General features: G+C 28.1%; 25 protein-coding genes. 1 reads left to right on the top strand and 24 read right to left on the bottom strand.

Features of this window, described 5'->3' with window-relative positions; translation table 11 throughout:
* The first annotated feature begins 61 nt into the window (after positions 1 to 61).
* On the top strand, positions 62 to 541 hold the full coding sequence (locus KGF36_RS05375) for a GNAT family N-acetyltransferase (protein WP_227854590.1): 480 nt from the start codon (positions 62 to 64) through the stop codon (positions 539 to 541).
* Positions 542 to 620: 79 nt separating this feature from the next.
* On the opposite strand, the gene KGF36_RS05380 is transcribed toward KGF36_RS05375, so the two are convergent.
* The 24 genes from KGF36_RS05380 to KGF36_RS05495 form a co-directional block, all read right to left on the bottom strand.
* Positions 621 to 1487, bottom strand: a complete 867-nt coding sequence (locus KGF36_RS05380; RefSeq protein WP_227850149.1) for a hypothetical protein — start codon at positions 1485 to 1487, stop codon at positions 621 to 623.
* 214 nt (positions 1488 to 1701) lie between these two features.
* Positions 1702 to 3381 (bottom strand): DNA repair protein RecN, encoded by a 1680-nt coding sequence (gene recN, locus KGF36_RS05385; RefSeq protein WP_227850148.1) that lies wholly within the window; start codon positions 3379 to 3381, stop codon positions 1702 to 1704.
* Positions 3382 to 3400: 19 nt separating this feature from the next.
* Positions 3401 to 4213: a TlyA family RNA methyltransferase gene (locus KGF36_RS05390; protein ID WP_227827117.1), complete on the bottom strand. Its 813-nt coding sequence runs from the start codon at positions 4211 to 4213 to the stop codon at positions 3401 to 3403.
* Between the two features lie 119 nt (positions 4214 to 4332).
* Positions 4333 to 6192, bottom strand: a complete 1860-nt coding sequence (gene dxs, locus KGF36_RS05395; RefSeq protein WP_227841979.1) for a 1-deoxy-D-xylulose-5-phosphate synthase — start codon at positions 6190 to 6192, stop codon at positions 4333 to 4335.
* 34 nt (positions 6193 to 6226) lie between these two features.
* On the bottom strand, positions 6227 to 6664 hold the full coding sequence (locus tag KGF36_RS05400; RefSeq protein ID WP_227827115.1) for a divergent PAP2 family protein: 438 nt from the start codon (positions 6662 to 6664) through the stop codon (positions 6227 to 6229).
* A gap of 29 nt (positions 6665 to 6693) precedes the next feature.
* The gene (locus tag KGF36_RS05405; RefSeq protein ID WP_227827114.1) at positions 6694 to 7581 is read right to left on the bottom strand and encodes a polyprenyl synthetase family protein; all 888 of its coding nucleotides are present in this window, start codon (positions 7579 to 7581) and stop codon (positions 6694 to 6696) included.
* 2 nt (positions 7582 to 7583) lie between these two features.
* Entirely contained in the window at positions 7584 to 7799 is a 216-nt protein-coding gene (xseB, locus tag KGF36_RS05410; RefSeq protein WP_227434125.1) for an exodeoxyribonuclease VII small subunit, read from the bottom strand.
* Position 7800: 1 nt separating this feature from the next.
* Entirely contained in the window at positions 7801 to 9006 is a 1206-nt protein-coding gene (gene xseA, locus KGF36_RS05415) for an exodeoxyribonuclease VII large subunit (protein ID WP_227854591.1), read from the bottom strand.
* Complete coding sequence (locus KGF36_RS05420; RefSeq protein WP_227827112.1) at positions 9003 to 10115, bottom strand: O-sialoglycoprotein endopeptidase; 1113 nt, start codon at positions 10113 to 10115, stop codon at positions 9003 to 9005. The genes xseA and KGF36_RS05420 overlap by 4 nt, the downstream gene beginning before the upstream one ends.
* Positions 10099 to 10605 (bottom strand): transcription antitermination factor NusB, encoded by a 507-nt coding sequence (nusB, locus tag KGF36_RS05425; protein ID WP_227827111.1) that lies wholly within the window; start codon positions 10603 to 10605, stop codon positions 10099 to 10101. Before nusB ends, KGF36_RS05420 begins: the two co-directional genes overlap by 17 nt.
* 84 nt (positions 10606 to 10689) lie before the next feature.
* On the bottom strand, positions 10690 to 11052 hold the full coding sequence (locus KGF36_RS05430) for an Asp23/Gls24 family envelope stress response protein (RefSeq protein ID WP_227434121.1): 363 nt from the start codon (positions 11050 to 11052) through the stop codon (positions 10690 to 10692).
* Positions 11053 to 11161: 109 nt separating this feature from the next.
* Entirely contained in the window at positions 11162 to 11851 is a 690-nt protein-coding gene (locus tag KGF36_RS05435) for a SpoIIIAH-like family protein (RefSeq protein WP_227827110.1), read from the bottom strand.
* Positions 11852 to 11877: 26 nt separating this feature from the next.
* Positions 11878 to 12432 (bottom strand): stage III sporulation protein AG, encoded by a 555-nt coding sequence (locus KGF36_RS05440; RefSeq protein ID WP_227827109.1) that lies wholly within the window; start codon positions 12430 to 12432, stop codon positions 11878 to 11880.
* Positions 12433 to 12443: 11 nt separating this feature from the next.
* Positions 12444 to 13055: a stage III sporulation protein AF gene (locus KGF36_RS05445; RefSeq protein WP_227827108.1), complete on the bottom strand. Its 612-nt coding sequence runs from the start codon at positions 13053 to 13055 to the stop codon at positions 12444 to 12446.
* A gap of 59 nt (positions 13056 to 13114) precedes the next feature.
* Positions 13115 to 14320 (bottom strand): stage III sporulation protein AE, encoded by a 1206-nt coding sequence (gene spoIIIAE / locus KGF36_RS05450; RefSeq protein WP_227434117.1) that lies wholly within the window; start codon positions 14318 to 14320, stop codon positions 13115 to 13117.
* Positions 14321 to 14420: 100 nt separating this feature from the next.
* The gene (spoIIIAD, locus tag KGF36_RS05455) at positions 14421 to 14798 is read right to left on the bottom strand and encodes a stage III sporulation protein AD (RefSeq protein ID WP_227434329.1); all 378 of its coding nucleotides are present in this window, start codon (positions 14796 to 14798) and stop codon (positions 14421 to 14423) included.
* A gap of 24 nt (positions 14799 to 14822) precedes the next feature.
* The gene (spoIIIAC, locus tag KGF36_RS05460; protein WP_009888937.1) at positions 14823 to 15020 is read right to left on the bottom strand and encodes a stage III sporulation protein AC; all 198 of its coding nucleotides are present in this window, start codon (positions 15018 to 15020) and stop codon (positions 14823 to 14825) included.
* 16 nt (positions 15021 to 15036) lie between these two features.
* On the bottom strand, positions 15037 to 15558 hold the full coding sequence (locus tag KGF36_RS05465; protein WP_227827106.1) for a stage III sporulation protein AB: 522 nt from the start codon (positions 15556 to 15558) through the stop codon (positions 15037 to 15039).
* Complete coding sequence (gene spoIIIAA, locus KGF36_RS05470) at positions 15548 to 16516, bottom strand: stage III sporulation protein AA (protein ID WP_227827105.1); 969 nt, start codon at positions 16514 to 16516, stop codon at positions 15548 to 15550. The genes KGF36_RS05465 and spoIIIAA overlap by 11 nt, the downstream gene beginning before the upstream one ends.
* 199 nt (positions 16517 to 16715) lie before the next feature.
* Positions 16716 to 18701 carry a fructose-1,6-bisphosphatase gene (locus KGF36_RS05475; RefSeq protein ID WP_227827104.1) on the bottom strand — a complete coding sequence of 662 codons (1986 nt, stop codon included), beginning with the start codon at positions 18699 to 18701 and terminating at the stop codon, positions 16716 to 16718.
* An 89-nt stretch (positions 18702 to 18790) separates the two neighbouring features.
* Positions 18791 to 19330, bottom strand: a complete 540-nt coding sequence (locus tag KGF36_RS05480) for a GNAT family N-acetyltransferase (RefSeq protein ID WP_227827103.1) — start codon at positions 19328 to 19330, stop codon at positions 18791 to 18793.
* Positions 19331 to 19537: 207 nt separating this feature from the next.
* On the bottom strand, positions 19538 to 20851 hold the full coding sequence (locus KGF36_RS05485; protein WP_227827102.1) for an APC family permease: 1314 nt from the start codon (positions 20849 to 20851) through the stop codon (positions 19538 to 19540).
* Positions 20852 to 20872: 21 nt separating this feature from the next.
* Complete coding sequence (locus tag KGF36_RS05490; RefSeq protein WP_227854592.1) at positions 20873 to 21598, bottom strand: gamma-glutamyl-gamma-aminobutyrate hydrolase family protein; 726 nt, start codon at positions 21596 to 21598, stop codon at positions 20873 to 20875.
* Between the two features lie 35 nt (positions 21599 to 21633).
* The gene (locus KGF36_RS05495) at positions 21634 to 21879 is read right to left on the bottom strand and encodes a TIGR03905 family TSCPD domain-containing protein (protein WP_227827100.1); all 246 of its coding nucleotides are present in this window, start codon (positions 21877 to 21879) and stop codon (positions 21634 to 21636) included.
* Positions 21880 to 21897: the final 18 nt, after the last annotated feature.

Here is a 21897-nt window from a genome sequence, read left to right on the forward strand (position 1 = left end):
ATATATACCTATCAAGGAGGTGAAGTCATTATATAAATATATTTATATAATGATAAACAAAATGACTCAAAATGTAATTTTAAAATTTGTCGAAGCAAATGATTTAGAAAATCTTGAAAATGTAAAGATTTTATTTACTGAATATTCAAATTCATTGAATATAGATTTGTGTTTCCAAGACTTTAATAATGAATTAAAAACACTTCCAGGAAAATATGAAAAACCTTCAGGTTCATTAATACTAGCATTTGTTGATGAAAATTTAGCAGGTTGTGTTGCATTAAAAAAACTTGAAGATAAAGTATGTGAATTAAAAAGGTTATATGTAAGAGATAAATTTAGAGGACTTAAAATAGGAAAAATATTATTAGAAGAAATCGTAGAAGAAGCTAAAAAGATTGGATATACATATATGAGACTAGATACTCTTCCAAGCATGAAAAGTGCTCAAGGTTTATACGAAAAAATTGGTTTTTATGATATAGACCCTTACACTTATAATCCAATTGAAGGGGCTAGATACATGGAGTTAAAATTATAAATAAAAAAATAGAGTATAAATAAAATTATATATATTTTATTTATACTCTATTTTACTGATTAAATTATTTTGAATATATTTATTTCTCTAAGTCTTCCAAATCAATACTTATATCTTCAGTTATATCTTTTATATATTCTACGCCATTATTGTATGTAAGCTTTGCTTTAATATAAATTATATCATCAATATCCTTTTTAGGAAAAGTAGCCTCATAATTTACTTGCTTTCTATCTATATTATCATCTTCACTATCATTTGATACTTTATCAGACTTCGCTTTATATACAGTATCTCCTTTACCTTCATTTACAATAATATCTACATTTTTTAACTTGATATTATTATAAACTTTATTTTTTGATTTTTCACTTTCATGATTAAGTAGATTGCTGTTTTCCAATATTTCAATAAAGTATTCCTTGTTGTCCCTTATTCCATAATTAAATACAGGTGGTTCAGGCATATAATCAGACTTAGTCAATTTTTGAACATCTGAGCTTTCAGATATTGTACCACTTGTAACTACTTTATAATCATATTCACTACCTGTAGTTATTTTTATTTCACAAATATATGATAATTCTCCATGCTTTGTCATCTCAATCTCATTCCATTTATCACTATCTGCTTTATACATAAAGAAAACTTTTCCATCCTTACCAAGTTTACTCAATTGTGTATCCACATCAATTACACATTCGTCTTTTTCTAATTTTTTAACTTTTAAATCAATGCTTTTTGTTATATAGCTTTTGGACATTTCCTCATTAATTGTATTGCTAATGTCTGACTTAGTATTCATAATTTCTCGTGATAAATAATCTAATTTATCATTAGAAGTGTTAAGATTATTTTTGATACTATTAATAGCTAATAAAATATACCCTAATACTATAATAACTATGATTATAAAAATTAAGTACATAGTATTTTTTTTATTCATTTAATATCCCCCCACTACTACCTTAATACATAATATTATACTTAAAAACTTAAAAATTTTACAGTTACAAGTTTATACAAGATTTATTTAAATTATAATTTTTATTTATTTTTGATATCCAGATTAAATATTTTAAAATACTTTCATCATAAAAAATAGATGTAAAGTATTCAGATAAAATATTCTCTACATCTATTTAAAATAAACTTTTTCACTAACATTTTTTGGCCATTTCAATAATTTCGCTTGCATGTTCTATAGTTTTTTCTGTTATATTATTACCTGCTATAAGTCTTGCAATTTCATTTTTTCTTTGAGATTGATTTAATTTCTTGACATTTGTAAATGTTCTATTATTTGAAGTATCTTTTTCTATACAATAATGAGTATCTGCATTTGCAGCAATTTGAGGTAAATGAGTTATACATATTATTTGTTTTTTCTTTGCTATATCACTCAATTTCTCACCAACAATTTGTGCAGCTATACCACTTATCCCTGTATCTATTTCATCAAACACTAAAGTATCTATATCATCTATATCAGCCAATATAGTCTTAAATGCCAACATAAATCTAGACATTTCACCACCTGATGCAACTTTATATATAGGTTTGATATCTTCCCCTAAATTGAAAGATATCATAAACTCAATATCATCTATTCCATTTAGGGTAAATGAACTTTCTTCAAAATTAACTTTGAACATTACATTTTTCATATTTAAACTTTTTAATTCATCAAGAAGTATTTCCTCTAATTGAATTGCCACTTTATTTCTTGCTTTAGTCAATTTGATGGCTTTTATTTTTAGCTCTTCTTCTATTTTTATTAATTGATTTTTTAGTTGTTCAACTCTTTCATCTCTATTTAATATCTCATCCAATCTATCTTTTGTCTTTTCATAATATTCAAATATAGCTTCTATACTATCTCCATATTTTCTTCTTAAGTTATTAATCTCATCAATTCTAAGTTCAATCTGTTCCAATTCATAAGGCTCAAAATCTATATTATCTTTGTAATTTCTTATATCACTAGATATATCTTGTAGTTCATACATTATTCTTTCTATAGTTTCACTGTATTCACTTAAAACACTGTCATATTTAGATATATCATTAAGCTCTTTAGATGCAATACCTATCAAGTCAATGACATTATACTCACCATTATGTAATTTACTATAACTTAAGTTTAAATTATTATATATCTTTTCACTATTTCTATACACATCTCTTTGCTTTAATAAATCTTCATATTCATTTTTATTTAAATTTGCAGCCTCAATTTCATTTATTTGAAATCTTAATAAATCTATTTCTCGTTGAATCTGCATATCATCCTTATTTTCTGTTAAAGAATTCAAAGCTCTTTTTACTTCACTATATTTGTAATATACTTTTCTATAATCAGCTTTAAACTTATCTAGTTCATTTTCTCCAAATAAGTCTAGAAATTTTAAGTGTGTATCCTTATTGAATAAAGCTTGATTTTGATGTTGACCATGTATATCTATAAGTGTAGATGCAATTTCCTTTAGAAAAGATACTTTAACAGTCCTTCCATTTACTCTAGCAGTACTTTTCCCATCTGAATATATCAATCTAGTTATAACCAATAAATTATCATCTTCTATACTTATATCATTTTCATCTAATACTTTTTTTAGATATACGTTATCTGAGAAAAATATAGCTTCAACAAGTCCCTTATCTGTACCTTTTCTTAGAAAAGACCTATCATATTTCTCACCTAGACAAAGCCCAAGTGCATCTATTATTATAGATTTTCCTGAACCAGTTTCACCTGTAAGTATATTTAAGTTTTTATCAATACCCAGCCTTAGTTCTTCAACTAAGGCACAATTTTTCATATATAATTCGAGGATCAAGTCTAAGCCCCCTTTTATTCTATTTCTCTAAATTATGAGAAGCCTCAACAACTTCTACTATTTTTTTGTCATACATATCACTATCAAATTCATATCCTTCATTTCCATTTTTTAAATGAATTAAATATTCTATATTTCCTTCTGGACCCTTAATTGGAGAAAAATCCAACCCTAAAATTTCAAATCCATTTTGTACTGAAAAATCAGAAATCATTTTTATAACTTCTATATGTGTAGATTTTTCTCTAACTACACCTTTCTTGCCTACCTTTTCTCTTCCTGCTTCAAATTGAGGTTTTATCAAGGCTACAATTTCTCCATTATGAATAACTAATTCTTTTGCTTTTGGAAGTACTAGTTTCAATGATATAAAAGATACATCAATTGATGCAAAATCTGCAAATTGTTTTGTATTTTCTATTGTTACATTCCTTATGTTTGTTCTTTCCATACAAACAACTCTATCATCTTGTCTCAATTTCCACGCAAGCTGACCATAACCAACATCAATGGAAAATACTTTTATAGCTCCATTTTTTAGCATACAGTCTGTAAAACCACCTGTAGATGCTCCTATATCCATACACACTTTTCCATCAATAGTTAAGTCGAAGTTTTTCATTGCTTTTTCAAGCTTTAGCCCACCCCTACTAACATATGGTATTGGATTTCCTTTTACTTCTATAGCACACTCCTCTTTTACTTCTGTACCTGCCTTATCACATCTTTGATTATCAACAAAAACTAGCCCAGCCATTATTGCTTTTTTAGCTCTTTCTCTACTCTCAAAATGTCCTTGCTCTACTAACAATAAATCTATTCTTTTCTTCATAAAATTACCTTTCTGTTAAAAGCTACTTTAATATTGACTAAAGTAGCTTAAAGTAACACACTCGATATTTATTCTAAGTGACAAATTTTAAATTTTATATTAAATTGAATCAATATTATTTATACTAACTTTCTTATTTTATCAGCAATGCACTTTGGCGATAATCCTACAAAATTATATAGTTCATCTGCATTGCCATGTTTTATAAACTCTTCTGGTATTGCTATATTAAGTATATTTACTTTATATCCATTATCTATAATAAATCTACTTATTCTACTTCCAAACCCACCAGTAATAACATTATCTTCTACTGTAACTACATTTTTATGATTCTTAAATAAAGCATGCAACAGCTCTTCATCCATTGGCTTTAAAAATCTAGCATTAACTATTGTTGGATTTATACCTTCTTCTAATAATATTTCTTTAGCTTCTAGAGCATGTTTCACCATATTTCCAATAGAAAGTATGACTGTATCTTGTCCATCATCTAATATCTCATATTTACCTAACTTAATTTCTTTGTATTCTCCTTTATTTAGATAGTAACTATTTCCTCTTGGATATCTAATTGCCAATGGAGAATCCAATTTTAATGATAAATCCATCATAAGTTCCATTTCTCTTGTATCTTTCGGAGCCATTACTACAATATTTGGAATAGAATTTAAGTAACTTAAATCAAACATACCATGATGAGTTTCACCATCATTTCCAACTAGGCCAGCTCTATCTATAAGAAAAGTAACTGGTTTTTTTGTTATACATACATCATGAATAACTTGGTCATATGCTCTTTGCAAAAATGACGAATATACAGCAAAATAAGGCTTCATACCATTTTTTGCAAGACCTGCCGCAAACCCTGTTGCATGTTGTTCAGCTATACCAACATCATAATATCTTTTCGGGTAAGCACTTTCAAATAAGTTTAATCCTGTCCCAGATGGCATTGCAGCTGTTATTGCTACTATTTCTTTGTTTTTGCTAGCCATCTCAACTAATTTTTCACCAACACTAGTTGACATAGACTTAACTTTAGAAGATGTTACGCCTGTCTTTATATCAAACTTTGATACTCCATGATATTTATCAGGTTGTTCCTCTGCAAATTTATATCCTTTTCCTTTTTTTGTAATAACATGTAAAAGTACAGGTCCTTTTTTATGTTTAGCTTTTCTAAGTGTTTCTATTAATTCTTTAGTATTATGACCATCTATAGGACCATAATATTTTATACCTAATGAATCAAAAAATGAACAATCTTGAGGAGAAAAACTATATATTAATTTATCCTTAAATCTATGTGCAGTCTTAGATAAAATTTCACCTGTCGATGTAACATTTAAAATTTTATCAACTTCATCTGTCATTTTAACAACTGTTGAATTTCTTATAATACTTGATAGATATTTAGACATTCCACCAACATTTTTATCTATGGACATCTCATTATCATTAAGAATTACTATCATATTAGTATTTATATATCCCAATTGATTTAAAGCTTCAAGCGCCATACCTCCAGTTATAGAACCATCTCCAATTACAGATATAACACTATAGTTTTCTTTTTTTATATCTCTAGCACAGGCAATACCTGTTGCCACAGAAATAGATGTACTGCTATGTCCTGTGTCGAAAATATCATGAGGACTTTCACTCTCCTTTGGAAAACCACTTAGTCCATTGAATTGTCTTAAGGATACAAAACAATCTTTTCTTCCAGTAACCATTTTGTGAACATAAGACTGATGTCCTACATCCCATACGATTTTATCTTTAGGGCTGTCAAACACTTTATGAAGTGCTAATGTTAACTCAACTACACCTAAGTTAGAAGCTAAGTGTCCTCCTGTCTTGGAAACAGATTTTACTAAAAATTTTCTTATATCCTTTGCAAGTAAATCCATTTCTTCTATGCTCATATTTTTTATATCTTTTGGAGAATCTACTTTATCTAAATATTTATACATATTATCCTCACCTTTTATTTTGTAAATTTTAAATTTACATCAATATTAAAGCTGTTACTATACCAAGTAAAGCTCCAAACCAAACCTCTAGTGGTGTGTGACCTATTAATTCTTTTAATTTCTTCTGTTCTATATGCTTTCCATGTTGAAGGTCTGCTACCATCTGATTCAATATAGTAGCTTGTTTACCAACAGCACGTCTAACACCTGCTGCATCATACATTATAATCAGTGCAAGCACAGTAATTATAGCAAAATCAGTAGAATTAAACCCTTTTTCAATACCTACCACTGTAGCTAAACTTGTAACAAAAGAACTATGAGAACTAGGCATACCTCCTGAAATGAGTATTCTTGAAAACTCAATTTTCTTTCCCTTCCCAGTAAATATCTTTATGAATTGTGCTAAGAAACAAGCAATAAGACTTATTCCCAAAGCCCCATTGTTAAAAATCTCCGAAAAAAAGTCCATTTTTCCCTCCTCGATTTTAGCTGTATATTTTAATATTCTCTATCTACTATATATTCAGCCAATCCCTTTAAAAAATCTACATTGTCAGATAATTTTTCTATACTCTTCTTTGCCTCATCTATTAAATTATGTGCAATTTCTTTAGATTTATCTAATCCTAAAAGAGATGGGTATGTTGATTTATGATTCTCTATATCACTTCCAACTTTTTTCCCTAATTTTGCTTCATCTCCTACTATATCTAGTATATCATCTACTATCTGGAATGATAATCCGATATTTTTTGCATATTTAGTTATTTCTTCCATTTGTTCTGAATTTGCTCCACCTATAGTTGCTCCTGCTCTCATACATCCAACCATCATTGCCGCAGTTTTATTCATATGTATATAATCTAATTTTTCTTTTTCAATTTGTTTATTTTCACTTTCTACATCTACTACTTGCCCGCCTATCATTCCATATATTCCAGCACCTTTAGCAATTTCATTTATAGCTTTTAGATATTTTTCTGGATTTTCTTTATTTATTGAACCTGCAAGCATAACTTCAAAAGCATAGTTCAGTAAAGCATCTCCTGCTAAAATTCCCATTGCTTCTCCATATACCTTATGATTTGTTGGTCTTCCTCTTCTTAAATCATCATTGTCAAGAGCTGGTAAGTCGTCATGTATAAGTGAGTATGTATGTATCATTTCAATTGCAATAGCAAAAGGTATAGCTTCTTCTTCATTTCCTCCAACTACCTTACAGGCTTCTAATGTAAGTATTGGTCTTAATCTCTTACCTCCAGCGCTCAAGCTGTAGTTCATAGCCTCAATAACAGTTTTTTGATAACCTTCTTCTTTTGGCATATATTCTTTAAGTACATCTTCTATAAAACTTGCTTTTTCTTTTAAATGTTGTTTAAATTCCACTTTTATTCCTCCTCTATTCTAAAATCCTCTTCTATTCCTAATTGATTAAATTTACTTATTTTTAATTTGGCATCATCCAAAAGCTTATTACAATGTTTATAAAGACTAATTCCTTCTTCATATAAGCTTAAAGATTCATCTAAGCTAGCATTTTTAGATTCTAGCTCATTTAAAATGCTCTCCAATCTTTTGTAAGCTTCTTCATAGGTTAAGTTCATATTATACCTCTTTATTTTCAATTTTATCTATTATACATTCTAAATTTCCATCTTTTAATACTATATCTATGTTATCTTCAGTTTTCAATCTTTTTATACTATTTATTACTTTTCCGTTTTTTTGAACTATACTATAACCTCTGTCCATAGTAGCTAATGGACTTAGGTTATGAAGTAATGCTCCAACCTTTATTAATTTTTCATCTTCTAATTTTAAACTATTTTCTATTCCAAAAATTATTTTATCATATATTTTATCTAATTGTATAACTTTATCTTTTATTGTGTAAGAATCTAAATAGTTATTTATTTTATTAAACACTGATTCTAACTTGTATTGGTCTAATTCAACTTGGTTTATAAGAGACTTGTTCAGTCTGCTTTTTATATTCCCAAGTTTATATTTTATATCCTCTAATGATGGAGTTGCAATCTCAGCCGCTGCTGATGGTGTTGGAGCTCTCATGTCAGATACAAAATCACAAATAGTAAAATCAGTTTCATGCCCAACTGCTGATATTACTGGAATTTGAGAGTTAAAAACTTCTCTTGCTACCATTTCATCATTAAAAGACCAAAGTTCTTCTATTGAACCCCCGCCTCTACCAACTATAACTGTATCCACATTCTTCATATGATTAAAAAATCTAATTGCTTCACATATTTCTTCTGCTGACTTATCTCCTTGAACAGTTACTGGATAAAGCTTTATATTGACTTTTGGATATCTTCTTTTTATTACATTTATTATATCTCTTATAACAGCTCCTGTTGGAGATGTTATAACTCCAATTGAATTCGGCATTCTAGGTATAGGTATTTTGTATTTAGAATCAAACAAACCTTCCTTATTAAGTTTTTCTTTTAATTTGTTAAATTCTATGTGTAAATTCCCAATTCCCTCTATTTCAATTTCGTTAATATATAATTGATATGCACCATCTCTTTCATAGACTGATATATATCCACTAGCTACAACCTTTACTCCATTGTCTAATTTTAGATTACGATTAAAATTACTTTTAAAAATTACACAGTTTAGCTTTGAAGTTTCATCCTTTAATGATAAATAAACATTTCCACTACTATGTATTTTAAAATTAGAAATTTCTCCCTTGACTTTAAGATTAGAAAGTATTGGGTCATTTATTAAAATTCTTTTAATATATGAATTTGCTTCGCTTATATCTAAAGCTCTTAGTTTCATATTTTTTCTCCTAAAAAGTTATTCAATCCTATTATAGCACACCCAACAGCATTATCAGTTGAATATTGTGGCTCTGTAAAATGAGCTTTTATACAATTTCCCCTTAGTTTTAAACTTAATTCTTTAAGGATATACTTACTTGCAGAAACTCCACCTGCAAAAACTACTTCTTCTACATTGTAAGCTTCACATAAATATATTAAAGATTTAAACATGTTTCTAACTATTGAATCCAGCACTAATTTAGATATATATTCTTTTTTATCTTTATTAATATCATCTCTATTGTCATCTATAATTTTATTCACCTGATTTTCTAATCCAGATAAATTCATATATCCATCTCTTACAGAAGTTTTTAGACCACTTTCTATTTTTAGATTACAATTTAAAGCATTTTCATCTAGATATTTTCCTGAAGGGAATTTATATCCTAGCTTGACACCTATTCTGTCTATAAGTTGTCCAAAGCTAATATCTTTACTTCCTCCAATTATATTTATATTATATCCAAAATTATTGTATAACTTACTTTTACCATCTTTTTTAGTATTTATTTTAGCTATTGCATCTAAATTTATTTTATTACTTATTTTAGTTATTACATCTAAATCTTTGTCATTTGTATCATAATTATTATCATGCTTAGTTATCAAAAGTATCTCTGTTGTACCACCTGACATATGAACAGAAATAAATTTGTTATTATTTTTCAATTTACTATTTAATAAACTAGCCTCAATATGATTTTCCTGATGAGTAGTTTCATAAAATTTACATCCATGTATACTTGACAGTAACTTTCCAAAATTGTACCCAACATTAAATACAGGCATGTATGAACTTTCAACTGGTCTAGGCTTAATAGATGAACAAACTCCTTCTATGACAAATTTATCCCCAAATGATTTTATCCTATCACTAAGTAATCCTAAATTATTTACGTGTTGAAACACAGCTTCACTCTGCCTCAATCCTTTTGAATTTGCCTTTACTTCTAGCATTATTTTTTCATTAAAAATAACTTTCTTCTCTAAAGAGATAGCTGCTATAGAAGTAGTATAGCAGCTAGTATCAATTCCAATTATTATATTATTGTCCAATTTCATCAACAACACTTCCTAATATTCCATTTATAAATTTAGGTGATTTATCATCACAATATATCTTTGCAAGTTCCACAGCTTCATTTATTGATACTTTATTAGGAGTGTCTAAATAAACTATTTCACACACTGATAATCTAAGTATAGACACATCTACCTTTGGCATTCTATCTACTGTCCAATTTTTAGCATGCTTATTTATTAATTCATCTATCTTATCATGATTCTCTCTTAGTGCTTTACATACTGTATTTATATATTCTCTATCTATTATATCTTCAAGTTTAGTATCTTCTAATTTTAATTTTGCATTATTTGAGTACTTAAGTGTAAGTTCTTCATATCTATTTATAATATGTTCTGAATTATCTTTTAAGAAAGAATCTACTTTATCGTCTAAACCTTCAAATTCCTCTTTATTAATATTTATTTGGTATATAAGTTTCATTATATATTCCCTTGTTGTACTTTTTTGTGCCCTATCTTTTTTCATCAATTAAAATTCTCCTTTAAGTTTAATTATCTATATAAAATCAAATGCCAACAAAAAACCCTCTGACTTTTCAGAGGGCTAATATTAATTTTTCTTAGTTGCTTTTACTTCTTCTTTATCAACTTTATCTTTCTTAAAGCTGATTCCTTGAATGTGTATATTTACTTGAGAAACCTTCAGTCCTGTCATTGTCTCAACAGTATTTTTTACATTTTCTTGAACTTTAAAAGCTGTATCTGGTATTGACATGCCATATTTTATCATAACCATTACGTCTAAATTAACATCCTCTTCCTCTATTTGTATTTTTACTCCATTATTTTTTAACAACTTATCTGTTAATGTTGCTGTAGTTTCTATGCCCTCAACTTCTAATGCTGCTAAACCAGCTATTGTAGCTATTACATCATTAGATATTTTTACTTGTCCAAATTTATTATCTTCCATATTAAAACTTACCTCCTGATTTTAAGGAACTATTTTTATAAGTATAATAATACCAAATACAACTCTACTTTGCAAGAAAATAACCTCAGTTAATTCTGAGGTTTATAATTTACTTAGTATTATTATTTGTAAGTTTAATATTTTCATACTTTACATTAGCTTGTTCTGCAACCAAATCAAATATTTTTGCTGCATCTTTCTTATCTAACTTAGCTTCATTTACAACAACATTGACTTTGCTATCACTTATATAAACTAATGCTTCTTCATATCCTTTTGTACTCAAAAGATTTTCTATTTGAAGTTCCTTTTCTTGAGTTTTAACTATATTTAATTTCATATTAGAAGCTTCTTTTCTAGATTCCTCTGTTGTAGATGGATTATTTATCATTTCATTTAAATCCTGAACTAATTCATTTCTTTGTTTTTCTCTATTCATTTTCATATCTAAAATATAAGATGCTTTTTTCATATTCTTTTCAGATGATAATTGAGCTTTTATTTCCTTACTTGTTTCAGTTACTTTTTCCTTCACCTTACTAGCCTTACTATCAACTATATCAATGTCAGCACTCTCTTTGCTATCTTGTTTATTTGTTGCATCTGAATCTTCTTTGTTGCTACTATCACTATCATCAGTAGTATTTTTCTGTAATTGAGCTTCTTCGTATGCTTTAAATTCTTTTGATGTTTCTAGTAAAGATTTCTTGCTAAGTTGATAATTTACTGTTCCTACTATTACTAACATTGCAGTTAAAGTTATTATTACAAATCCTCTTCCCTTATAATTAAACTTCATTCATTTATCCCCCCGGTTATATGTATTTATTTAGAATATATTTCTACTTGATGACCTGCTACTTGTAATGATGTTTGAACTGCACTATAAAGTGTTTCTTTGACATTTGGATTACTAGCTCCACTTGCTACTACTATCACTCCTTTTATCTTTGGCTCTGTAGTTTTTATAACTACAGGGTCACTTGAATTTGAAGTTATCATTGTTTTATTTTCACTTGAAGTTGTAACTGTTCTTTCTCCACCTTGTGCATCTTTCTCTTCTGTTGTTTCTGTTGTTTGATTTGAATTAAAAGCAGGTTGTATTTCTTCACTTGACTCAAATGTAATCATTACATCAACATCTCCTGCTCCATCAATTTTAGATAGTATTGTTGTTAATTTTGATTCTAAATCGTCTTTTTCATGTTCCTTAGCAACTTGTTTTTCAGTCTTTTTGTCAGCATCTGTTTTTCCAACTTTTTTATCAGTTTTGCTACTTGGAAAACAAGATAATAGTACTAATGACACTACACATATTCCAGCTATAGTTATTAGTGAATATACCTTTCTCTTATCTTTGTCGTTTAAGTTTTTAAACATTTTTCCAACTCCTATTTATCAATTTGTATAGTTTCTATAGAAACATCAAGCACTTTTATTAGGTCATTTTTTAGTTTGTCTTCATTTAGATTCAGTCCATACTCTGTACCTTTTTTAAAAACTTGTTTAGAATTTTCTTTGTCATTAGAGTTTATGCTATCTTCATCTCCTTTAGTACTATTATTTTTATTTTCTTCATCACTATTGCTATTTGACATATCATTTTTTTCTTTTATTTTTATATTATTTATATTTGCACCATTAAGCTCTATATCTTCTAAATCATAACCATATTCATCAAGCTTTAGCTTAAGCACTTCTTTTAAACCATCTTCATACCCCTTAGACAAGCCAGTATTCCCAGTCTCTTCTGCTAAAGCATTTGTACTATCTACATATTCCTTATTGTAATTTCCCATAGATTTTAAAACTCTATCTTCTAAGCTCATATCTTTTGAAAAAAATCCTACCACTGGAGTTATTACAATAAATACAAATATAAAATTTAACACCAAGTTCACATATGGCTTTATCTTGGAACTAGGTAAAATCATATCAACTATATTTACTATAAATGCTCCTATTAAAATACTAACTATCCATGCCTTTATGCCCTCTAACATAGCATCCTCCTCTCTAAAACATTTAGATTAAAAGTAATTACTATTTATTAATCTATACATTATCCTTGACTTACTACACTTATCGAGGTCAAAATAGCTACAGTCACAAAGAACATTATTGTTATAGCAATTACTGATGCTAACATTATTATCATTAGATTTGCGACTTCATTTAAAAAATTTGATATTCCATCTTCTCCAACAGGCTCTACAATTATTGCTGCCAATTTATATACCACTATTACGGATAAAATTTTTATCACCGGAAGTAAACAAATCCCAATGAGTAAGATAAGTCCTATTCCACCAAATATATTTTTTATAAGTTGAGATGAAGATAGTAAAATATCCACAGAATCTGATACAAATCCACCAACAACTGGTATAAAGTTACCTATAGCAAACTTCGCAGTTTTTACACTGAATTTATCAAAACTAGTTACATATAACCCTTGTATAGATACAAGTCCTAAATATACGGTAAACATAGCCCCAATAGAAACATAATTTATTTGTTTGACAAAAGAAAAAAATCTTTTCAGCCTTATGTTTTTTGATAAATTATTTATTATTAGAATTCCAAATGCAACAGTTACTGATACAAATAAAAATTTCTTGAAAAACACATTTATAAATGTCACTCCACCTATAAAAATAGGATTTAAAGTGGTAGATGTTATTGGAAATCCAATTAAAAGTAAAAATGTTATTAGTATTGGCATTATGACTTGCATAAGACCTACAGTATGGTCTATTGCATCATAGCAAATTTGTAGTACATCTTTAAATCCAATTAAAGTGAGCGATACCATTGTGATAAATATTATATACGTTGCTATTTGACTAACTGCACCTGATGAAAAAGAATTCTCTAAACTTTTTAAAATAGAAGACAATAAAGCTAATACTAAAATTACTGCCACTACCTTTAAACTTGCTTTAAACTCATCAAACATCAATATCTTCAGTCCATCTTTATTAAATAAATCTAAAATATTTTTTTCTCCACTAATTAAGTCTTTTACAAACGATTTTAAATTAACATCATTAATAACTATTTCTTTATTTATATAATCTTGAATTTCATTTATATCTAGCTTGTCTAACTGACCATCAATATATTTATCTATGCTACTCTTAGCTTCACCATATTCTTTATCTTCGCTACTTGGAACCTCATTAGCAAATATTATAATGGCAAAGATATTTACAAAAAAGAAAGTCAATACAAATCCCATAATCATTGGTAAAAATCTTTTTTTCATAAGCAACCATGCCTCTCTTCACTCTATAAACCTCAATACAACAAAATATCCTTTAAATAACAACTAATATATCTATAGCTATCTACTTCAACATAAATAACTATGGAATTATATTCACCACCATTTCTACAATGGATAAAAGTATAGGGAAAGACATTGACATAACTATTATTTTTCCTCCAAACTCTAGTTTTGAAGCAATGTTTCCTTCCCCACAATCTTTACAAAGTTGTATTGCAAATTCCATTAAATATGCTATTCCAATTAATTTTATTATTAAAGATATATACATAGTTGGAATATTAGCTTTATTAGCTAAATCTTGTATGCTATCTATTATAAAATTTAGCTTAAACATAACTGATAATAATATTGTTACTCCAGTTATTATTGCTATGAAATTTGCTATCTCTGGTCTATCTTTTTTTATTACTAAACAGAGTGTAGTTGAAATGATTGCAATTCCTATTAATTGCATTATTTCCAAATTACTCCCTCCTCTTTAGTAAAGTTGAAACATTGTTCTTACAGTATTAAATAAATCACTTATTTCTGTTATTACCATTCCCAACACGATTATTACACCCGCCAAAGTAGTAAGTCCTGCCCAATCTTTTCTGTCTGTTTTTTCCAATATCATATTCAATACTGATATTAGAATACCTACACCTGCAACCTTTAATATCAATGATATCTCCATAATAAACCTCCCCATATTAAATCAATATAATACATATACCTATGCCTATAAATGTTACTAATTTTTTATATAGTAACCCTTTTTTACTTATGTCTTCTTTTGTTTCATAGGTTTGTTTTTTCAGATTTTCTATAGATAAATCTATCATTCTTTGTTGGGACTCTATATCACTTTTTCCCAAGGTAAGAATTAGATTTTTTAATTCCTCAATTTCTTTACTTCCAAGATAAGTTTCTTTAACTAAAATTTCAGTATTCTCTGATATTATCTCTTCTAAAGTTTTGCTTTGTTCATTGTGAAGTTCTTCTGAGATTTGATAGAAAAAACCCCAAAAACAAAAGTCTTTATTGCATCCTATCCTTCTAAAAATTTCTTCTAATGTATAAAGCCCAAAAGATAAATCCATCCTTAATATTTCTAAAACTCTTATTAAATCATTTAGCTGTTTGTGTCTTCGTGTATAGGTTTTGTATATATGCTCACCTATCAAATAACTACTTCCTATTAAGAGTGCTATAATAATTATCTTAATTTGCAAAGTACCATCTCTTTTCTTCTAAATCATAAATTTTTTCAATTGTTCCTGCACCTTTCTTAGCAGAAAGAATTATAACTTTTTTAAACAATTCTTTGTCTAAGAGTCTGTTTAGCTCTTTTCTATTTTGTATATCGTCCATTGAATCTCCATGTACAGTAGTTATTAATCCAATACCTCCATTTAATGCTGTATATAATGCCTTTATTTCTTTCTCACTTCCAATTTCATCTGTCACGATAACATTTGGCGACATGGACCTTAAAAGCATTGTAATACCCAAATCTTTTGGGCAAGTCTCTATTATGTCAGTCCTTATTCCAACATCCATCTGTGGAATCCCTAAGTAAGCCCCTGCTATCTCGTTACGTTCATCTACTAGTGCTACCTTCAATCCTTTAAATCCATATTCCTCATTACCATTACTTAAATTTCTTACTATATCTCTAATTAAAGTTGTCTTTCCACATTGAGGTGGTGATATTATCAAAGTATTATTAATTTGATTTTTACCTTTTATGATATGACTTAAAATCTTATTTGAGCATCCTATGACTTCTCTTGATACTCTTATATTTAAAGATGATATGTGTTTTATATTTTTGACTTGTCCATCTTCTACTATTACTTTTCCAACTAACCCTACTCTATGGCCTCCTCTCAAAGTTATAAATCCTTTTTTTATATCATCCATAAATGAATGTATTGAGTATTTACATATTATTTGAAAAGTTTGCTCTATATCTTCCCTTGTCACTATATATGAATCGTGCTGATTTAAATCAAGTACCATAGTTTTTTGATTATAAAAATAATCTTTAGAGTTTGCATTTAGTATCAATGGTTTTTGTGAACGTAATCTAATTTCTTCTATGTTTAGATTATTGTTTGAGATTTTTTCTACCTTCTCTCTTATGTTTGTAGAAAGAGAGTTTATTATTTCATCTGAAAGTTTATTCATTTCTTGTCCTCCTCCTTTGTTTATATAATTCTATTTATAAAGGACAAGGAATATTACCAAAACATATATAATTTTTTTAATAATATTTATCTATAAAAAAATGAACCCTATTGTTTAGGATTCACTTAATAAGTAAATTATTATAAAAATAAAAACTAAGACCACTCTCAAGTATAGAGTCATCTTAGTTTTTTATTGTTTACATTTCTTTTATTAGCCCTTTTTTATAGGCCATTAAAAGTAATTTTAAGTCTTCTATTTCTTCTTGTATTTTTAGACCCTCATCAGTATCTCTCACCATTTTTCTCTTTGCCTTATGCTCTACTACAACAGTTGTCGATAGGATATCGCTTTCATTCGCAATAGCCTCCTCAGCAGAATTAAATGGTTCATGTGATACTAGTTGTAAAGTTCTAGAATTATATATCAAAGTGTATCCAGCTATACCAGTAGTTTTTTGATATGCTCTAGAAAAACCACCATCTATAACAAGAATTTTTCCATTAGCTTTTATTGGGCTCTCTCCATTTTTACTTTCTACAGGAACATGCCCATTTATTATATGTGATTCATCAAGTTCTAAATCAAATTCTTCAAATATTCTTTCACAAGCAACATCACTTTCTCTAAGCTTAAAATATGGATTCTTATTTTCTTTATGAGTTTCTTTTTCTGCTATAAAATATCTCTCAAATGTAGTCATATCGTCTTTTCCAAATAATGATGAACATTTTCCAGTCCACAAATACCACATAATATCCATACCATATAATTTTTCTTCTGCTTTATCCTTAAAGAAAAAACCTTCTCTTGCTAGAGATTCCATCTTATCCATAAGGATTTTACCTTTATACTCTTTTCCCATTATATTCATAGACATAAAACTTCCATCTTCATTCAATGGGACACATCCATGAATTAATAAATTTGAGTTTGCCTTTAAATATATGCTTCCTTTAGAAAATAAAAATGAAACATGCTTTTGTAATTTTTCGCTACCTCTAAATGAAGACACTAATTTTTCAATAACATTTTTTTCTTCAATACTCAATTTATATGGGTCTTTTTTATCTATTGTAGGCAAATAAGTATCTTTTAGTTTATATGTCTTTCCTTTTAAGGTAATTGTTCCCTCTTCATAATTTATCATGTTAAGCAAAAGCCTATGCTCCATTTCAAACTCAGGTCTTCTTTTTATCACTTCACCTTCAAGTTTAAATTGAATTATACTTATTGCCTTGTGCATTTTTGCCATTAAAGACTTTTCTGTTGTTGTAACACTTTGGTCATTAATCTTAGGAATAAATTCTTTACATGGGTCATCTTTATACATTTCTATTGCAAAAGTAGCTAAAGGTAATAAATTTATCCCATATATATCTTCTACAATATCTAGGTTTGCATATCTAGCTGAAATTCTAAGTGCATTTGCTATACAAGTTTTTTCACCTGATGCTGCGCCCATCCATAGTATGTCATGATTTCCCCACTGAATATCTACACAATGATGTTCAATAAGCTTATCTACAATTATATCTGGTCTTGGACCTCTATCATAAATATCACCTATAACATGTAGTCTGTCAACAACTAACTTTTGTATAACTGTGGAAATTGCAATTATAAACTCTTTAGCTATCCCTATATCAACTATTGTCTCAACTATACTTTTATAGTATTCTTCTTTATGTTCACTTTTAATGTGTTCATGTAAAAGTTCTTCTATTATGTATTTAAAATTTTCTGGTAAAAGTTTTCTAACTTTTGACCTAGTGTATTTGCTAGAAGCGTACTTACAAAGCTCTATAAGTCTATAGATATTTATCCTATAAAAATCATCTATATTTTCCTCTTGTTTAATTATTAAGTCTAGTTTTTGCTCAGGATAGTATACAAGAGTTGCTAGCATCTTTTTTTCACTATCTCTTATTGTATTTGAAAATAATTCTTCTATTTTTCTCTTTATTACACCAGAACCATTTTTTAAAACATGTACAAATGGCTCATATTCACCATGTACATCTGTTATAAAATGTTCTGTTCCCTTTGGAAGATTTAATATAGCCTCTAAATTTATTATTTCAGTACTTGCTTTCGATATGCTCGGATATTGTTTTGATAATAACTTTAAATATTTAAGTTTACTATTTAAATATTCATCTGATATTTTACACAGATTTTTCATAATTCGTCCTCCAAAATTATATTAAGTTATATTCTTTCTTTAATTATACCATACTTAATATGATTTTTTCGAGATAAAATGTACACTAATTATATTCCTAATAAAAGTGACATCCCTATTAAATCAGTATAAACACCATTATAATAACACTCTTTCTTTAATATACTTTCTACTTCAAATCCAACTCTTTTGTATAATTCTATAGCATTATGATTTTCTTCATTAGTAACAAGAGTTATTTTCTTAGTTATTCCATTTGATTTACACCATTCTATAAGGTCTAACATAAGTCTTTTACCTAATCCAGCTCCCCAGTATTTTTCTTTAACAACAATTCCTAAAACTCCAACATGCTTTCCTTTTGCTTTTTGGTTGGAATCAATTGTAGCAATACCAGCTATCTCTCCATCTATAAATGCGATTAATTTTATTGAGTTATCAGATGCTTTTGCTGATTCTATAGAATTTTCTTGGTCTTCTAAAGATATTTTATATTCATCTTTCCCAAATGAAAGAAAATGAGTTTCCCCGCCTACTTCATTATAAAAATCTATAATAGCTTGGGCATCTTCTTTTACACCTTCTCTAATAGATACTTCTATACCATTCTTTAAAGTTATTGCTGACATAAATTTACCTCCTAACAAGTTTTTTATCTAATAAACATAATACTATTATTTTACCTCTATTACAATATTTTTCATGTATTAATAACAATATAAGGTTATACTAAAATAAAAATTTAATAATATTTTAATATAACCTTATATATATTTGTTTATATTTAATTTTTTGATAATATTACTCTGTTAGTCAAATAATATTTACAATATAATTTAAATAACTTTCTTTAAATCTTCTCCATAAACCTTTCTATTATAAGACTTCATTATAAAGTATAGTGGTACTCCAACTGCTAATGCTCCTAATCCCATAACTAATTGGTGCATAGACGCTTGGAATAGTAACCATGTACCAACACACACTGCAATTAAAGGAATTACTGCTCCAAATGGAGTTTTAAAAGTTCCTACTAATTCTGGTCTTTTCTTTCTAAATACTAATACTGATAAAGAAGTAGGTATATATTGTATAAATCTGGCAACTGCGCTTATTGCTGCTAATTCAGCAAAACTTCCAGACAAAGCTATTGGTATAGTAATTATCATAGTTGCTATTATCGCTACATATGGTGTACCATTTTTATCTTTTCTTGCAAACATTCTTGGTAACATCTTGTCATCAGCTAAAGCTACACAGCTTCTTGGATTTACAAAAGCACCACACATACAAATTCCACCAACAGAAACTAATGTACCAAAAGTAACTAATCCTGCTCCCATATTTCCAAAACATATTCTCGCCGCATCTGCAACAGGGGTAGCTGTACTAGATAATTTATCTCCTAATATACCAACACACACAACTTGATTTAATATATATATTATTGATGCAATTACTATTACACTTATAATTGCTATAGGTATATTTTTTTGAGGATTCTCCATATCTTCTGCTGCCACTGCTATAGATTCAAACCCTGTAAATGAATAAAACATTAAAAGTGCTGCTGCTCCAAATTCTGTAACTCCTGCTCCTGGTGGTACCATTGTTGAATTAGTAAAATTAGCTCCTTTTATAAAAAATACACCTATCACTATAAATAATACCAATGGAATTAGTTTACCTACTGTTATAACATTTTGTACAATTTTTGATAAAGATACACCCAATAAATTTATAATTGTAAGCCCAACTATCATAGCTACTATTATAATTTTTTGTATATGTGGGTCACCTGCAGGAGCCCATACTGCTGATAAAGATGTAGGAAAACCTACTATCAATGCTCCCCAAGAAATACATCCTATTACCCATTTCATAAGACCTACTTCAAATCCAAAAAAATCTCCAAACGCTTCTTTGGTATACACATATGCAGCACCATTTTTATTAAATTTACCTGCCACTTCAGCAAAACAAAACGCCATAGATAAAACCAATAACATATCAAACATATATACAAATATACTTGCAACACCAAATGCTTTCATTGCGTTTCCTGGTAATAGGAAAACTCCCGCTCCTACAACTGCATTAATACCTAAAAGTATAATACTTATTAATCCCATTTTATTTTTTTCGTTCATGTTTAATCCCTCCAAGGTATATTATAAAGTTGAACAAATATTTACAAAATATTTAAACAAATTTTCCATTTTATTACAATAATCTACCATCATTTCTGGATGCCACTGTATTCCTACTACAAAATTTTCATCCTCTTTTTCAATAGCTTCTATTATACCATCTTTTGAGTATGCTATGGCTTTTAATCCTTTACCAAGTTGTTTAATACTTTGATGATGATAACTATTTGTAAGTAATTGTTGTCCTAAAATACCTTCTAAAATACTTCCTTCTTGAACATCTACCTTATGAGTAGCTACATGTCTTTTAGAAGATTGTGTATGTTTTATGTAACTTCCTTCAACAAGATTATTATCTTGATATAAAGTTCCACCTAGACTTACATTTAATATTTGTAGCCCTCTGCATATACCTAGTATTGGCTTTTTAAGTTCTAAAGCTATACTTATAGCAATTAAATCAAATTCATCTACTTCAGGATATATAAATGTTGTTTCTTCTCTTGTTTCTTCACCATATAATTGAGGATTAACATCCCATCCTCCAGATATTAAAACTCCATCAACCATCTCAATCTGTCTCTTTATAACTTTTCTATCTGTATTTACTGGAATAATAACTGGGCTACCTCCTCCCTTTAATACTGCATTTATATAATCATTATTTACATAGGATCTTTCAAGCCCAGGAAACATTCCATTTTCCATTATTATCAGATTTCCTAAAATACCTATTATTGGTTTCATAATTAAACTCCTAACTAGTTGATTGTTTTATGTACTTATTTTTTATTTATATAACTCTCTAGTGCTAGAGAAAGTTGGTCTGGACAAGATGTTGGTTTTGTTTTGCACTCTATTCCTTTTAGTTTTTGAATTACATTTTCTATATTCATACCTTCAACTAATACTTTTAATCCTTTTAAATTTCCATCACATCCACCAACAAAATTTACATTTGTAACTTTGTCATCTTTTACCTCAAATTCAATTTCTGTAGCACAAGTCCCTGTTGTTTTGTATTTCATAATTAAACCTCCCAATTA

It is taken from the genome of Clostridioides sp. ZZV14-6009 (genome assembly GCF_020658095.1).
Classification (GTDB): Bacteria; Bacillota; Clostridia; order Peptostreptococcales; family Peptostreptococcaceae; genus Clostridioides.

Coding starts and splice junctions, on each gene's coding strand:
- KGF36_RS05375 (WP_227854590.1), top strand. CDS start 62: ATGACTCAAAATGTAATTTTAAAATTTGTCGAAGCAAATGATTTAGAA.
- KGF36_RS05380 (WP_227850149.1), bottom strand. CDS start 1,487: ATGAATAAAAAAAATACTATGTACTTAATTTTTATAATCATAGTTATT.
- KGF36_RS05390 (WP_227827117.1), bottom strand. CDS start 4,213: ATGAAGAAAAGAATAGATTTATTGTTAGTAGAGCAAGGACATTTTGAG.
- dxs (WP_227841979.1), bottom strand. CDS start 6,192: ATGTATAAATATTTAGATAAAGTAGATTCTCCAAAAGATATAAAAAAT.
- KGF36_RS05400 (WP_227827115.1), bottom strand. CDS start 6,664: ATGGACTTTTTTTCGGAGATTTTTAACAATGGGGCTTTGGGAATAAGT.
- xseB (WP_227434125.1), bottom strand. CDS start 7,799: ATGAACTTAACCTATGAAGAAGCTTACAAAAGATTGGAGAGCATTTTA.
- xseA (WP_227854591.1), bottom strand. CDS start 9,006: ATGAAACTAAGAGCTTTAGATATAAGCGAAGCAAATTCATATATTAAA.
- KGF36_RS05420 (WP_227827112.1), bottom strand. CDS start 10,115: ATGAAATTGGACAATAATATAATAATTGGAATTGATACTAGCTGCTAT.
- nusB (WP_227827111.1), bottom strand. CDS start 10,605: ATGAAAAAAGATAGGGCACAAAAAAGTACAACAAGGGAATATATAATG.
- KGF36_RS05430 (WP_227434121.1), bottom strand. CDS start 11,052: ATGGAAGATAATAAATTTGGACAAGTAAAAATATCTAATGATGTAATA.
- KGF36_RS05435 (WP_227827110.1), bottom strand. CDS start 11,851: ATGAAGTTTAATTATAAGGGAAGAGGATTTGTAATAATAACTTTAACT.
- KGF36_RS05440 (WP_227827109.1), bottom strand. CDS start 12,432: ATGTTTAAAAACTTAAACGACAAAGATAAGAGAAAGGTATATTCACTA.
- KGF36_RS05445 (WP_227827108.1), bottom strand. CDS start 13,055: ATGTTAGAGGGCATAAAGGCATGGATAGTTAGTATTTTAATAGGAGCA.
- spoIIIAE (WP_227434117.1), bottom strand. CDS start 14,320: ATGAAAAAAAGATTTTTACCAATGATTATGGGATTTGTATTGACTTTC.
- spoIIIAD (WP_227434329.1), bottom strand. CDS start 14,798: ATGCAATTAATAGGAATTGCAATCATTTCAACTACACTCTGTTTAGTA.
- spoIIIAC (WP_009888937.1), bottom strand. CDS start 15,020: ATGGAGATATCATTGATATTAAAGGTTGCAGGTGTAGGTATTCTAATA.
- spoIIIAA (WP_227827105.1), bottom strand. CDS start 16,516: ATGAATAAACTTTCAGATGAAATAATAAACTCTCTTTCTACAAACATA.
- KGF36_RS05475 (WP_227827104.1), bottom strand. CDS start 18,701: ATGAAAAATCTGTGTAAAATATCAGATGAATATTTAAATAGTAAACTT.
- KGF36_RS05480 (WP_227827103.1), bottom strand. CDS start 19,330: ATGTCAGCAATAACTTTAAAGAATGGTATAGAAGTATCTATTAGAGAA.
- KGF36_RS05485 (WP_227827102.1), bottom strand. CDS start 20,851: ATGAACGAAAAAAATAAAATGGGATTAATAAGTATTATACTTTTAGGT.
- KGF36_RS05490 (WP_227854592.1), bottom strand. CDS start 21,598: ATGAAACCAATAATAGGTATTTTAGGAAATCTGATAATAATGGAAAAT.
- KGF36_RS05495 (WP_227827100.1), bottom strand. CDS start 21,879: ATGAAATACAAAACAACAGGGACTTGTGCTACAGAAATTGAATTTGAG.